The organism is Variovorax sp. OV084, assembly GCF_900111625.1.
In the GTDB taxonomy this organism is placed as follows: domain Bacteria; phylum Pseudomonadota; class Gammaproteobacteria; order Burkholderiales; family Burkholderiaceae_C; genus Variovorax.
This window is the reverse complement of the sequence record NZ_FOII01000031.1, coordinates 38,702-51,462: the sequence shown is the minus strand read 5'-3', so window position 1 is coordinate 51,462 and position 12,761 is coordinate 38,702. Positions and strand designations below refer to the sequence as shown.

Sequence of the window (12,761 nt, the reverse complement as noted above, 5' to 3'; positions counted from 1 at the left end):
TGTGAGACGGAGAAGTCGAACCCGGCCAGGTCGCGGTGCATGGGGAAGCGCGCCGACTTCATCTGGTGAGCAATGGAGCGCATTGCCCGGTCAGCATCTTCGGCCTGCAGCAGGTGCTCCACCAGCCAGCGTGATGCGGCCAGGGTCGTATCGCCGCCTTGCTCCGTCAGATCGGCCCAGGCCGTGGCCATGCCGTTGAGCCTCAGCGCCTTCAGTTGGGCCTGTACATCGATGGAGGTCTCACGCATGGCCAACCTCCTGTCCGTCCAGATGATCCTGGTGGGTGGGGCGCAGCCGGTCGTAGCGCGCGGTGTCGGCCTTAGGCGCCTGGGTGAGTCGCAGGGACGTCTGCGCTTGGTCTGGCGTGGCCGGGTTGTTCAAGCGGGCCAGTACGTTGCGCACGTGCTCAACGCTGATGCTGCCGCTGGGCGCTCTGCCTTCGAGCACCAACTCGATGGCCACCAGCACCGCTTCCAGCCCGGCCTGCGGCACCACGGCCAGCACCTGTGCCATGACCCGGTCTCCTCCAGGGTGCCTGAGCAGCGACTGGCGCAAGCGCAGCAATGGCGCCGGCAGGTCCAGGAACGGCGTGCCGTTGCGCAAGGCGCCCGGCTTGCGCTGCACCAACTCGATGTAGTGCTGCCAGTCGTAGCTGGTCTGGCCGCTGCCCGGCAGCCGGGCATGGCTGGCCACGACGGCGTCTGCGGCCGCTACATCGACTCGCTCGGGATAGACGCGGGTGCTGACGATGTGGCCGGCCCACTCGCACGGTACGGAGTAACGGTTGCGCGCGGCGGCCACCAGGCAGGTGCTGCTGACCCGGGCCAGCCGCTCGACGTAGCCGTCGAAGGGGGCTGGCATGGACATGAGGTGAGGCTTCTCTAACTCCCACATCTCGGCCACGGTGAACTGCCGGTGGATCGGGTGCGTGGTGTCACTCCACACCGAACGACACCGCTCACTCAGCCAGGCATTGAGTTCGATGAACGAGCCGAAGCGCCGGGTTGCGGCTTCGATCCAGATGCGCCGGCGACTGTCCTGCACGTTCTTCTCGACCACACCCTTCTCCCAGCCGGAGGCGACGTTGCAGAAGTCGGGGTCGAACAGGTAGTGGCTGCACATGGCAGCGAAGCGGGCGTTGACGGTGCGCTGCTTGCCGCGCTGCACCTTGTCCACGGCGGTGCGCATGTTGTCGTAGATGCCGCGCCGGGTGACGCCGCCGAGTGCCTGGAACGAGCGTGTGTGCGCGTCGAACAGCATCTCGTGCCCCTGGCTGGGGTAGGCCACCAGCCAGAAGGCGCGACTGGCGCACAGCTTCAGGTGCGCCACTTGCACGTTGTAGAACACGCCACCGACGACCATGGCTTCGACGCTCCAGTCGAACTGGAAGGCCTCGCCCAGCTCGAAGCTCATCGGAACGAACGCCTTGGCCGGACTGGCTGCCGACTCCACCCGCCAGCGCCGGATGTAGTCGGTGACGGCGCTGTAGCCGCCGCGGTAGCCCTGCGCCTGTATCTGGGCAAACAGGGCGCGACCACTGCGCCGTCCCTGCTTGGGGCGATGGCTGTCGGTTGTGAGCGCTTGATGCAGGGCCGGCTCGAACGCCGTGAGCTTGCCGTCGAGCTTCACCCGCTCGTACTTCGGCACAACATCGCCGGGCGCCTTGAGCCACTTCTTGACCGTGTTGCGCGACAGGCCTGTGCGCTTTGCGATCTCACTGAGAGAGAGTTGGTCGCGCAGCCTCATGCGCCTGACCTTGCCAATCATGTCCATGGTGATCACCTTGAATCCCTGCTGAAATTCTCAGCAGGTCAGTGGAACACCCTGGTCAATATTGGATCGGCACTTTGCGGTTTAGCTGGTCAAGATTGCATCGGCACTAACACCCAAGGCCTTGAATTCGTGGTTTAACGCTTCGGCCAGTTCCTTGGAGACCACTTTTTCCGCCAACTCCGAGGCTTTCAGCGAGATGGCGTTGGTCTTCACGGCTGACAGACACTTCACGAGCTTCGCCTGGTGGCCGAGTTTCTCGACCGCGGTGACCACGGAGTCCTTGACCTGACTCAGCCGTCGACGCGCATCGAGTTCCCCAAACTGCTTCTGAAGCGCTGCGCGTGCTTTCTCATCCGATGCCTTCTCCAAGGTCTCGGCCTCGGCGTTCAGCTTGGCGGCCAGCGCCTGCAGCCGCGCCGCCGGGTTGATCAAAGCCTGATCGATACCGTCCCACTGGTGCGAAAGCACCGCTGCCTTGATGGCCTCCTGGCGAGCGATCAGCAATGGTTCGAATGCTTTCGCATCAGCGGCAAGCTGCGGGTCCAGGACTTCGATCTCGCCATGCGTCACATCGTCGAGATTCAGCGTCAGGACATGGGCAACAAACGGCTTGTACTCGGCGAACAACGCTATACGGCGTGCCTGGGATGTTCTCTCGGCCTCCTGCTGGATAAAGGCCTCGAAACGCAGCATTCGCGCCGCGCCTTCGCCGAGAGGTTGCTGACACAGTGGGCAGGGTGCTTCGGCACCCAAGTCGGGGAACTCCTTTTCCGGATAGGACTCGACTGCGAACTTGCGGGCAGCATCGAAGAGTTCGCGCCAGACCTCGCCGCCGGTGCCCGGCAGCAGGTTCTCGCCTTCCTTGAACTGCTTCGCCGCGAGCGCGGCTGCCGCCTGCGCCGTGCGGTAACTGTCCGCCAGGCTGCGCAGCTTGGTGGCGACCGTTGGGCCAACCAGCGAACCCTTGGCCGTAGCATTCGTCGCAATGGTCGCCACGCGACGAGCGCGCAGGCGCAACTGCGTTGCTTTCTCCTTCGGGTTGTTCTCTTTCAGGCTCTTGTCGAATTCGACGTGTTGGATCAGTTCTTCAGGTGTGAGCGTAGCGAGGGCATCGACCTGGTCAATAGTCGTCTTGGCAGACAGCGATGCGATCAACTTGCCGACGAGCGTGTCGCCCTGCAACGGCACGAATGCCGTAAGGTCGGCCGCGAACAACGCATGCTCGGTTTCGATCGAAGTCTTCAGTTGCTTGCAGACCTTCGCCAATCCTTCGAACACATCCAATCCATAGGGCACGTAGGAAAAGTCGTCTTCGTTGTCGAGGTAGGCGCGCGCGCAGCGTGAATCGAAGATGGCGAATGACGACAACTCCGGAGGCGCAGCCTTGCCCTGGGTCCAATGCGCATCCTTGGCAACGCCGTCCACGGCTATTTCGAAGGCTGCCTCCGGAGCGCCAGCCTTGCCGGGCGGTAGATTGGCGTTTGGATGGATGGCTTCCCCCTGATCGCGGGCACGGCAGGCGCGCTTGAGCACGCGGGAGTATCCGGACTTCCCCGAGCCGTTGTCGCCGTAAATGACCGTCATTCCCGCCGCGCTGAACGGCAGATGCTGGTTCTCCGCAATCGCGTTGACGTGGCGCATGTTCTTAATAGCGCGCAACTCAACGTGCGTCGTCGCTTTGACCGGCGCGGGGATCTGATCGGCCGTGAGCGGCTTGGGCTTGCGGTCTTTCGGGTCGGGAATGCCGTGTGCCGCCTTGAGAAGCGCGAATAGATCGTCCTGATCCTCTGCCGTCAGAGTCTGCTTGGCCAGCAAACGTGCGACCGCATCGCTTTGCCATGTGGCCAGCCCCTGAGTCCAGCCCAGTATTTCCTGCAGTATCGACATGGGTCTCCTCCAGTCGTTGTCATTGCTGCTTTTCCTCTCTTGGAATACGCGCACGAACGTGCCCACGGAGTCGCATGCATCAGGAGTCATGATGGCACATTTAGAAACATCATCACATCCTCTGGTCCCGGCGTCAGGCTTTTTTGGGCGTTGCCCTGTGCCAACCTGATCGTCACGGCTACTACCGTCCGGCGAGCGTCGATGATGAGCTGCAGGCTGCACAGCGCGCAACTGCGCGGGCGTGAGGTGCGGACGTCGCCACAGCCGGTGCAGGACTTCCTGCAGGTCAAGCTGGGCGGACTGGAGTGAGGTGTTCGCGGTGCTGATGCTCGCTGCGCAGAACCGCCTCATCGAATACGTCGAGCTGATCCGGGGACGCAGTAAGCCAAGCTTCGGCCTATCCACGCGAGTTGGTCAAGGAATCGCTGACATTCAATGCGACAGCAGCGATTTTTTGCCACAACGATCCCTCGGGCGTCGCCGAGCCGTCGCGGGTCGAAAGGCGCTGTCCGACACGTTGAAGACGGCCTTGAGTCTTGTCGACGTGCCGGCGCTCGACCACCTGATCGTCGCGGGCAACGACGTGATGCGTTTTGCCGAGCGGGGACCACTTGACGCAAAGGGCCGACGGCCCTTGGTTTTCTGCCTGGTCGTGCGCGCTGCGCGCGAGTCCTGACTCCCGAGGATCAGCCATACAGGCTGTATATGAGCTCTGACATCCGCGGTACCCATGCCGGGATAGGCCCCGGGCAATCCGTCCGACACCGATCGGCGCAGTTCGTACCGCCGCCTTGGTGTTCATGCAGCTACGGAAGTAGCCATTATTCTTGGTCGTGCGTGCGAACGAGATCGGTTCGGGAACTGAGCCTGCTTTCAGCACGTTCACCGCGTTGATGTGCCCTGATCAGTTCGATCTCTCGATTTCGAATCCAATCGGGAAAGGCGATTGACCGTTCCTGAAATACGAATGCTCGGACCACCCACTCATTGCCCTGTTCATAGAGCGCGTTCATGGTCTCAGGACCGCCCAGGATTGTCCCGAAAGCAACCTTTTCGACATCGCCATTCTGCAGCATGGTGTCGAATGTTGAATCGACCTTTGCCTGGAAGGCCTTCATGTCGTCGATGTCCTCTTGGCATTCCAGGCCCATATGAATCGGGGTATCGGGTAGATATTTGAGAACGGGTGGCCAACTTCCAATGTCGCTCCACCAGAGGGGGGGCATTGGAATCGCATCGTAGCGCCGTCGACGGGGGTGCATGTGCAACTGACTAATACTGAGATCGACATATTCGTAGAACTCCGTCGCCAGCCAGATGTGATGATCCTTGTCCCAGAAGCCACCCCAGGCGACGACACCAGGCTCCATAAAGACTTCAGCCACGCATACAGCGCCCATCCACAATTGGCTTTCGATACCCAAGCGAGAGAGCAGCGATTTCACCGCTGCCGCCGTCTGCAGGCACTTGATGGAATAGATGCTTCCATAGTGCTGTCGTGCGACCTGATCCACGATGGCGAAGACAAGATGACGCAGTGCCGGCGTAGTCTGTCGACCTACAAAAGATTTGGCTTTCTGCGAGGCTAAGAAGGCGTTGTCGATCATCTTGGAGTGCGGGCTCTTTCGGAGTGCCGGATCGTGATCTCAGATCGTTGGGTAGACCATCTTTTCGTTGTGCTCGCTGAACTCATCAGACCACGTCAACTTGATCGGATGCTTGCTCTTGGAGTCCATCGATACGGCGGCGATCAACTCCACCGATTGGTGCGTCTCCAGTATCTCCAATGGGAACTTGGCATCGATGTCCGATTGGATCAGGCATTCGTTTCCCTCCGGGAAATCCAGCGACACGTCGCGCGCGGCCGACTTGCCCTTGTTCCAGATCTTGAGCCGGTGCTTGTTGCTTCCGAGCTTGACGAAGGTTGCACCAAGGTCGGCCTTCTTGACATTGAGGACTTCACCTGCTTCTTTGTCCAAGAGCAACTTATTCAGTCGCTCCTGGCTCTCGATCAACGTGTTCTGTCTTTCATTGAACTTGAAAGTCTTCCAGGTCGCGTAGGCGGACAGTGCGAGCGCGCCAGTGGCGATCGCATCCCCGATGCTGATCGAGATTGGCATTATTTGATTCGGAAGTTCTTGCTGCCGCTGAATGCTTTCTTCAGCGACTCGCGCAGCTCTTTTTCGATGTCCTTGACCACCTCTTGGCCGATCTCCTTTACATGCTCGTCGACGTTCTCACTGTTTGCCCGGACGAGATCGTCCTTCGATATCTCCAGTCCGCAGCCTTCGCATTTCACAAGCGCGCTGGTTGAAGCATCGGCATCGTCGTGAGAAAACTGACTGCCACCACATGTCGGGCACAGCAGGCTGACCGACCGGCTGTACTTGTCCGCATTGAGCGTCATGCTGTGTCTCCTGTTTGTGTTTGACCGTCTAGCTTCTTCGAAGCCACGGGCCGACGGGGGCAGTGCATACCGTCGGCCATCGCCATCGGAGTGAACCGAATGGCAAGGATGCCTACACCATGCTGGCCGATCTTATCGAAGGACGTGCCTTCCGTGTCGACGCTGCAGTCCTTTTAGGACCGTGCACACTATGCGCTCGGCGCGTCATCGTCGGCTTCTCCGGTGGCTTCGCCCTTGGGCACCAGGCTCACCGACCAGTGCCCACCCTCCTCCTGCCGAGCGGATAGCAGGTCGTAGGTCTTGACCATGTTCAGCAGACCGGAGTGGCCGTAGGTCTGCGGCGAAAAGGCAGGGTCGGTGCGCTTGAGGTACTGGCCGAGGGCACCCAGTCCGACCTTGCCTTCGGAGGTGTCGCTGGCCAAGAGCGACACAGCGTCGATCAGGAAGCGCGGCCGCCGCTTGACGGCCGGCTTGGGTACCTCCGGTTTCGGAGGCTCGACTTTGGCCGACTCCGCTTTTGCCGTGGCTTTGAGTATGGTTTCGAAAGGAGCTTCCACTGTCAGCTCCGGGCGCACCCATTCGAAGAACTGGTCGCTGGCATTGCGCAGCGCGTCAGGTGTCTTGGGCTCACCGACAATGCAGACGGTAGCGCCGCGCTCGCGCAGCTTGCGGCACAGATAGGCAAAGTCGGAGTCGCTGGTGACCAGGCAGAACGTATCGGCCCGTTGGTCGAAGAGAGCTTCGAGGGCATCCAGGGCCAGTGCGATGTCGGCGGTGTTCTTGCCGGCGGCGTACTGGTACTGCAGGCAAGGGGTGAAGGCCAGTCGCACCAGGGCGTCCTGCCATTTGTGGGCCAGCGTACCTTGATTGCCGTAGCCCCGGCGCAGCACGACGCGGCCGAACTGCGCCGCCATGCGCAACGCGTGCTCGAGGATGTCCGAAGGCACGTTGTCGCAATCGACCAGGACGGCCACGCGTGTCTCTGCTATGGTAGGAATGGTGCTCATCCGGATTTGTATATTTCTGGGATTGAGTTTCCTCAACGCTAGCTGATTCCAGGCGTCTCCGATCAAGTGCCCATGGCCAGCCGCGCTATCGTGGCGCATCAAGCTCGCTACGCGAGTCTCGCCCCCTTCCACTTGCATGCGCAGGCGTCGAGGCCTTGGCGTGCACTGAGGGGGTCATCACACAGGTGGCATCAGGTCTCCAAGTGGGCTGCGTGTGAAAGGATTCGCCCCCCGCTCCCTTGCACCCCATGCAGGTAATCGAAGAACACATCGGATTTGTCAAAAACTAGTGCACACGCAATGCACACGAGCTCTTCTAAGTAGTTGATTTTCCTCAGGTTTCCGATTTATCCATCACCGACATGAAGGAAGTGCTGCGAGCGCCTCGGCGCTCCAAGGCCTTCACCCTCGATGCGCTCAAGACGAAGCTGGGCAAGCTGAAGCTGAAGGACGTCACGCGCGAGCGGCTCATCCAGTTCGGCAAGGACCGCGCCAAGGAAGGCGCCGGTCCCGTCACCATCAGCATGGACATCGGCTACATCAAGCTGGTAGTTTCTCACGCCGCGGCCGTTCACGGGGTTCGCGTTCCGGTAGAGACCATCGATCTGGCTCGCATCGCGCTCAAGCGCCTGGGCCTGGTCGGCAAGGGGCGGGAACGCGACCGCCGCCCTACCCTCGGCGAACTGCAGGCGCTTGCCGACTACTTCTCTAGCAATTCACGGCAGATCATCCCCCTGGGGCGAATCATGCGGTTCGCGGTCGCCACCGCGATGCGCCAGGACGAGATCTGCCGCATCCGATGGGAGGACATCGACGCCAAGGCCCGTACCGTGATCGTGCGTGACCGGAAAGACCCACGAGACAAGAACGGCAACGACCAGAAAGTGCCGCTGCTCGATGTCACCGGCTTCGATGCCTGGGCCATTCTCGAGGAGCAGAAACCGTTCTCCGGGAACAGCAGCCTGGTCTTTCCGTACAACGGGCGCTCTGTCGGGACCGCTTTCCGGCGGGCCTGCAAGGAATTGAGGATCAAGGACCTCAAGTTCCATGATCTGCGGCACGAAGCAGCCAGTCGTCTCTTCGAGGCCGGGTTCACCATCGAACAAGCTGCGCTTGTGACCGGGCACAAGGACTGGAAGATGCTCAAGCGATACACCCATCTGAGGCCAGAGCACCTGCGCGGCGTCAAGCCAAAGCACATTCCACCTTCGCTCGATTTACCGACCGGCCCCAGGCTATCCATGAGCATCGCTGGCAGCCGGGTCTTCGCATCGCACATGGCGTCAGGCAATGCTTTGAGCAGTGCCGCGTTGACCTTCCGGCAGCACGATGCCGAACTCAGAGAGCAGCCCCCCGAAGTTCGTTCGTCTGCATGATGCGGGTCTTCATGAGTTGCGCGCGCAGCCGGTGCAGCGACAGCACAATCTGCTGAGCCTCGGTCTTGACGGGAACGAAGCGCATGCCGGGCTGCTGGCACGCCGTCCAGATCGCTTAACTGCGCAAAACCACAGGCCGGCGCTTCCGCCATCAGATATTGCGACCGGTTTCCACACCAGCCGGAACTGCAAGGTAACACTGCAGCACCGATTTCCGCATGCGTCTGATCAGTCCCACGATCCGTTCCCCGCCTGAGCGATGCATGCTTCGTGGAGAGGTGCGCGCTTGGGTGCTGTATGCATGCCGATGCCAAAGAAAAGCTGAGCAGGCGTCCATTCGTGCGGCTCGTTCATTGACGCGCCAGTGCCGAGCTTCGCACGTGCTTTGAAGAAATGTCCCGATGGAAATGCTGATTCTTTTCGGCCTCCACCTCGAGTTCGCGCTCGCTCAGCGAGCTCCCATGCGTAGGAAAGATGCCGTCAACCAATAGCGCATTTTGGAGATGTCCGTCGCTTCTCCTTGAGGACACTCTGTGAGTTCTGGCTGGCGCGGTGCCGGCTTTCATGGAGATCCAACGTATGGCAGACGACCCGAAGAAGACCGGCCTTGATCGCAAGCTCGTTAACCTCGGCGAACCGCACGAGGTGCGCTCATGGACCGAATCACTGGGCTGCACCGAGACTCAACTGCGAGACGCCGTGAAAGCGGTCGGCAACTCCGCCGACGCGGTGCGAAAGTACCTCTCGGGGAAAGAAAAGTGATGTCTCCAATCCGCCGGATCTCGATCCACGTCGAGGAGCCGGAACCTCGGCGCTTCTATTGGGTGCTCATGGAAGAAGGCAACGACGCCTCGCAGTGGGGCGAACTCGAGTCAGCGAACGAGCCCTGTGACATGTGGCTCGACGCACTCCAGGCTGGCACGAAGGCGCTGTTGAGATATGTCCCCGACGAACGCATTGGCCCGCGAGCTTCGAGTGACCACGAAGAAGCATCCCCGGTCGGGAGCGATGGCGCTTAGGAGGTATCGCGATGGCTCTCTACGCCCTGCTGTGCACCTGGCGAAAGCTCGCCTGGTATGTCCGTCGCGGCCCACTCTCGTAACCGTTTGTTGACGTCGCCAATATGACTCGCCGTACGAAGACGATAAACATCTCCGCAGCCACGGCGGCCGACGCAAAAGCATGGGCGACGCGTCTGGGGTGCACGGTTGCGGAACTTCGAATCGCAGTCCGGGCTGTGGGAAGCTCTCTCGACCGCGTCAGGGCTTACCTCGACGCGCTCAACAGCCGGACACCGCCTAAAGGCATCGAGCCGAACGCGCCCGATCAGCCGATCCTTCCAACGACGGCACCTGATATACGCCTGCCGCACTGGCCGGCATCGCAATCTTCAGAGCGTTGACAGGGCACACCGCTGCGCGGCGCGCGCGCCTTCACTCCAAGTCTGCGCGCAGCCTGTTCAACTCTGACCTACCCCGTGGCGTGATGCGCAAAATCACTCCCCCCGGCCGGTGCCATCGCCCGCCTCAGCGAGATTCGCCTCGACAAGGTCGGCAGCGGCCAAGACGGCCGCGCACTCAATGTCGCTCTCTTCGTGGATGACCAGGGGAAACGACGCATCCTCAATGCGCCGCAGGAAATTCATCGGCATCGCCGTTGCGCCTCCTTAAGTTGAGATGAACCAGGCGCTGTCGTTGGACGCACGCACACACCTGCTCGGTCGCCCTATTGCCCCCCCGATAGCGCTCAGTCGGCCAATGCACGGGCGGGAGCGCCCCCGCCCCCGTTTGGTCCGTAGAGGCACATACACCGCGCGATGCGTGCAGCCGTGTCGGCTGCACGCTCATCGACGCACCCCTCAAGCCAAACTAACGTCGATCCGCCTGGGCTTCGCATGCTCGGCTTTGGGAATCCGCAGCTTCAACACGCCTTGCGTGAGCTCGGCCGACACCTTCTCCGTGTCCAGCTCCTTGCTGAGCGTGAACACGCGACGGAACCTCCCGAGCCCCACCTCGGTGTGACTGGTCTTCAGGCCGTCAGGCACCGTCAAGCTCGACTCGGCCTCGATGGTCAGGGTCTCCGCCTCGACATGAAGATTCAGCTTCTCGCGCGAGACGCCCGGCAGGTCCGCGTAGAGGGTGATGCCACCCGAGTCTTCGACCACGTCGACAGGTGGGGTCAATGCCGCGTTGCCATAGCGCGGCGTCTCCTGCTTCGGGTCGGCGCTTTCGGGCGCATCAGGCGAACGGGTCTGAATGTCTTTGCTCATGGTGTTCGTCTCCTTGGCTCATTGGACAGCAATGCGACGCGGCTGAGCCGACGCACGACGGCGAACGGTAATGCGCAGCACGCCGTCGCGCAGCTTGGCGTCAACCGCCTCTGGGTCGGCATCGTCGGGCAGCGTAAGCATCCGGCGGAATTGGCCGTCGAAGCGCTCATTGATGTGAACTGCTGCTTTCGCATCCCCCTCGGGCAACACGCTCTTGCGTTCGCCCGCGATGGTCAGAAGGCCGCGTTCGAGGTGGACCTCCAGCGTCGCCGGATCGATGCCCGGCGCAAACGCATAGATCTCCACCGTCTGCGGCGTGGCGCCGACATTCAATGCAGGAAATCCATTGCTGCCGTAGCCACGGATGGTGGGCGCCAGGTCGAACGCCTGCTGCATGTCCCGCTGTAGGCGATCCATTTCTGCAAGCATGTCGCGCGGAAAGAATGATCGGTACATGTTCGAATCTCCAAATCTTGAATGAAGTAAACGAGAGATGGGCCGAGATCCTCACTGAGGCAGGCGATGCGAGCTGGCCTCCCGTGAAGGGCCGCCGGCATCCGGACGGCGCCATGCGGTGATGCGCGGCGAGCGGCTTCGCCAGCGCGGAGGGCGCGATTCCGGATAGTTGAATTTCGCCAGTTCCTCCCGTCCCTTCTGGGTGATGGCCAGCACCTGCGCCGCCGAGGCGGGTCCGGCCATGGAGAGCGGATTCGAGGGCGATGGCACCAGGGCGACGACGAGCCCGGCGGCCCGCAGAATCCTGACCTGGTCGATGTCCTCGGCGCGATAGAACGTAACGGGCAGGCGAGAGCCGGCGATTTGCTTGAGCAAGTTCATGGTCATTTCAATACCTCCTTTTCGGTTGACCAATTTCCGACGGAAGAGAAGATAGGAGAGCCCTTGCGCGATTTCAAGAGGGAAATTTCGACATCCAGCATCGGCTCGCCGAGCCCGCGGCGCGCTTAAAAAAAGCCCGGCCGCAGAGGGCCGGGCGGAGGTTTACAGCAAGCCTGCGGATAGCTCCGCAGGAGCCGAAATTTAAGACACGGTCCTGGACTCTGCGTGTCGGATAGATCCTACGTTTTGAAAATACGATGCGTGCTCCCTGGTGCCACGTCGGCGGCTACGGTGCTTCACAACGGAGAGAGGCCTCGACTCAACGATGCCCACAGCAGCACAGTGATGCCGGCATCGAAGGGACTTTGCTGCTCAAGCAAGGCACTACGCGGATTTCGCGGGTTATCACCGGCGCATGGAAAACGACGACCAGCGTCCGGGCGGCCACTTGCTAACGAAGAACTCCACCTCTTGGCGACGAGCCAGTCCACAAGCTGCTTCATTGAACTGGGGGCTTCGAGGCCTCTGGTGGTCGATGGCGATTGGCGGCTTCGTCGTCATTCTTGTTCTTCGTCCTCTTGAACACGCTGAGAGTGCCATCGCTTTCCAGTCTAGCGACGCGCACCTCCGAAAAATCAGCTACACCTTGCTCGCGCAGCTTGCCGCGCAGCTCGTCCGTCCTGATCATCCCGCGCTTGAGGGCACGCCGATTCAGCCGACCATTGCGAATGAGCACTTCGGCGGGCGGCTCCAGAAAATGGGCGACCGGCTCGAAGCGAAAACTCAGCCAGTCCAGCGCAAAGTTCCACGCGACCAGCGTCGCGAGCAACACCAGCCCATCATCGACGGACTTGTATTCGCCCTGCATCGCGTTGCTCGATGCATCCGCGACCAGTACAACGAAGAGCAGGTCGGCCACGCCCATCGAGCCGATGTCACGGCGCAGCACGAAGCGGAACACGAGGAGGAGGAACCAGTACACGACCGTGCCGCGCACCACCATGTGCCACACGGGAAATTCGCGGGCGAAAAGATCAGCGATTTCACTCATGCTTCGTGTCGTCCTGGAACGAATGACGAGGGTCGCTAGGCATCCCACGCGGGCGTGGCTGCAACGATCAGCCTCATCGAGAGAGACCTTCTGCGAGTCGGTGCTCAACCTAGAACGAACAGCATTGGTGCAGTGTCGGCGAGGGCTTCGGTAG

At 61.2% G+C, this 12,761-nt stretch carries 15 protein-coding genes and 2 pseudogenes; 4 read left to right on the top strand and 13 right to left on the bottom strand.

The window, feature by feature from the left end; genetic code table 11:
* The 3 genes from BMW87_RS33160 to BMW87_RS33150 form a co-directional block, all read right to left on the bottom strand.
* The coding region (locus tag BMW87_RS33160; protein WP_218149807.1) for an ATP-binding protein at positions 1-248 on the bottom strand (248 nt) is incomplete at its 3' end.
* Positions 241-1,773, bottom strand: a complete 1,533-nt coding sequence (gene istA / locus BMW87_RS33155; RefSeq protein WP_093082519.1) for an IS21 family transposase — start codon at positions 1,771-1,773, stop codon at positions 241-243. The genes BMW87_RS33160 and istA, both read right to left, overlap by 8 nt.
* 81 nt (positions 1,774-1,854) lie before the next feature.
* Entirely contained in the window at positions 1,855-3,660 is a 1,806-nt protein-coding gene (locus BMW87_RS33150; RefSeq protein WP_218149806.1) for an AAA family ATPase, read from the bottom strand.
* Between the two features lie 310 nt (positions 3,661-3,970).
* On the opposite strand from BMW87_RS33150, the gene BMW87_RS35785 reads away from it, so the two are divergent.
* Positions 3,971-4,336 (top strand): JAB domain-containing protein, encoded by a 366-nt coding sequence (locus BMW87_RS35785; protein ID WP_256217014.1) that lies wholly within the window; start codon positions 3,971-3,973, stop codon positions 4,334-4,336.
* 145 nt (positions 4,337-4,481) lie between these two features.
* On the opposite strand, the gene BMW87_RS33140 is transcribed toward BMW87_RS35785, so the two are convergent.
* From BMW87_RS33140 to BMW87_RS33125, 4 genes are all read right to left on the bottom strand, one after another.
* Entirely contained in the window at positions 4,482-5,267 is a 786-nt protein-coding gene (locus tag BMW87_RS33140; protein WP_093082516.1) for a hypothetical protein, read from the bottom strand.
* A gap of 39 nt (positions 5,268-5,306) precedes the next feature.
* Positions 5,307-5,780, bottom strand: coding sequence for a hypothetical protein (locus BMW87_RS33135; RefSeq protein ID WP_093082514.1), 474 nt, complete (start codon positions 5,778-5,780; stop codon positions 5,307-5,309).
* Positions 5,780-6,067 carry an ECs_2282 family putative zinc-binding protein gene (locus BMW87_RS33130; RefSeq protein ID WP_093082511.1) on the bottom strand — a complete coding sequence of 96 codons (288 nt, stop codon included), beginning with the start codon at positions 6,065-6,067 and terminating at the stop codon, positions 5,780-5,782. Before BMW87_RS33130 ends, BMW87_RS33135 begins: the two co-directional genes overlap by 1 nt.
* Before the next feature lie 188 nt (positions 6,068-6,255).
* Positions 6,256-7,074, bottom strand: coding sequence for an NYN domain-containing protein (locus BMW87_RS33125; RefSeq protein WP_093082509.1), 819 nt, complete (start codon positions 7,072-7,074; stop codon positions 6,256-6,258).
* 362 nt (positions 7,075-7,436) lie between these two features.
* Between BMW87_RS33125 and BMW87_RS33120 the strand changes: the two are divergent.
* Positions 7,437-8,234, top strand: a pseudogene (locus BMW87_RS33120) (site-specific integrase); the annotation flags it as partial.
* A gap of 71 nt (positions 8,235-8,305) precedes the next feature.
* Here BMW87_RS33120 and BMW87_RS35635 read toward each other — a convergent pair.
* A pseudogene (locus tag BMW87_RS35635) lies at positions 8,306-8,565 on the bottom strand (IS110 family transposase); the annotation flags it as partial.
* Positions 8,566-9,029: 464 nt separating this feature from the next.
* Here BMW87_RS35635 and BMW87_RS33110 point away from each other — a divergent pair.
* Entirely contained in the window at positions 9,030-9,212 is a 183-nt protein-coding gene (locus BMW87_RS33110) for a DUF3606 domain-containing protein (RefSeq protein ID WP_093082506.1), read from the top strand.
* 361 nt (positions 9,213-9,573) lie between these two features.
* A complete protein-coding gene (locus BMW87_RS35780; RefSeq protein WP_093082501.1) occupies positions 9,574-9,852 on the top strand; it encodes a DUF3606 domain-containing protein in 279 nt (92 codons plus the stop codon).
* Between the two features lie 93 nt (positions 9,853-9,945).
* Here BMW87_RS35780 and BMW87_RS33095 read toward each other — a convergent pair whose 3' ends face one another.
* The 5 genes from BMW87_RS33095 to BMW87_RS33075 all read right to left on the bottom strand — a co-directional run bounded on the left by BMW87_RS33095 (position 9,946) and on the right by BMW87_RS33075 (position 12,607).
* Positions 9,946-10,101: a hypothetical protein gene (locus BMW87_RS33095; RefSeq protein WP_256217013.1), complete on the bottom strand. Its 156-nt coding sequence runs from the start codon at positions 10,099-10,101 to the stop codon at positions 9,946-9,948.
* 207 nt (positions 10,102-10,308) lie between these two features.
* Positions 10,309-10,719 carry an Hsp20/alpha crystallin family protein gene (locus BMW87_RS33090; RefSeq protein ID WP_093082499.1) on the bottom strand — a complete coding sequence of 137 codons (411 nt, stop codon included), beginning with the start codon at positions 10,717-10,719 and terminating at the stop codon, positions 10,309-10,311.
* A gap of 18 nt (positions 10,720-10,737) precedes the next feature.
* Complete coding sequence (locus BMW87_RS33085) at positions 10,738-11,175, bottom strand: Hsp20/alpha crystallin family protein (RefSeq protein WP_093082496.1); 438 nt, start codon at positions 11,173-11,175, stop codon at positions 10,738-10,740.
* Positions 11,176-11,226: 51 nt separating this feature from the next.
* Positions 11,227-11,562, bottom strand: coding sequence for a polysaccharide deacetylase family protein (locus BMW87_RS33080; protein ID WP_093082495.1), 336 nt, complete (start codon positions 11,560-11,562; stop codon positions 11,227-11,229).
* A 493-nt stretch (positions 11,563-12,055) separates the two neighbouring features.
* Positions 12,056-12,607, bottom strand: a complete 552-nt coding sequence (locus BMW87_RS33075) for a DUF421 domain-containing protein (RefSeq protein WP_093082492.1) — start codon at positions 12,605-12,607, stop codon at positions 12,056-12,058.
* Between the last annotated feature and the right edge of the window lie 154 nt (positions 12,608-12,761).

Coding starts and splice junctions, on each gene's coding strand:
- istA (WP_093082519.1), bottom strand. CDS start 1,773: ATGGACATGATTGGCAAGGTCAGGCGCATGAGGCTGCGCGACCAACTC.
- BMW87_RS33150 (WP_218149806.1), bottom strand. CDS start 3,660: ATGTCGATACTGCAGGAAATACTGGGCTGGACTCAGGGGCTGGCCACA.
- BMW87_RS33140 (WP_093082516.1), bottom strand. CDS start 5,267: ATGATCGACAACGCCTTCTTAGCCTCGCAGAAAGCCAAATCTTTTGTA.
- BMW87_RS33135 (WP_093082514.1), bottom strand. CDS start 5,780: ATGCCAATCTCGATCAGCATCGGGGATGCGATCGCCACTGGCGCGCTC.
- BMW87_RS33130 (WP_093082511.1), bottom strand. CDS start 6,067: ATGACGCTCAATGCGGACAAGTACAGCCGGTCGGTCAGCCTGCTGTGC.
- BMW87_RS33125 (WP_093082509.1), bottom strand. CDS start 7,074: ATGAGCACCATTCCTACCATAGCAGAGACACGCGTGGCCGTCCTGGTC.
- BMW87_RS33110 (WP_093082506.1), top strand. CDS start 9,030: ATGGCAGACGACCCGAAGAAGACCGGCCTTGATCGCAAGCTCGTTAAC.
- BMW87_RS35780 (WP_093082501.1), top strand. CDS start 9,574: ATGACTCGCCGTACGAAGACGATAAACATCTCCGCAGCCACGGCGGCC.
- BMW87_RS33095 (WP_256217013.1), bottom strand. CDS start 10,101: ATGCCGATGAATTTCCTGCGGCGCATTGAGGATGCGTCGTTTCCCCTG.
- BMW87_RS33090 (WP_093082499.1), bottom strand. CDS start 10,719: ATGAGCAAAGACATTCAGACCCGTTCGCCTGATGCGCCCGAAAGCGCC.
- BMW87_RS33085 (WP_093082496.1), bottom strand. CDS start 11,175: ATGTACCGATCATTCTTTCCGCGCGACATGCTTGCAGAAATGGATCGC.
- BMW87_RS33080 (WP_093082495.1), bottom strand. CDS start 11,562: ATGACCATGAACTTGCTCAAGCAAATCGCCGGCTCTCGCCTGCCCGTT.
- BMW87_RS33075 (WP_093082492.1), bottom strand. CDS start 12,607: ATGAGTGAAATCGCTGATCTTTTCGCCCGCGAATTTCCCGTGTGGCAC.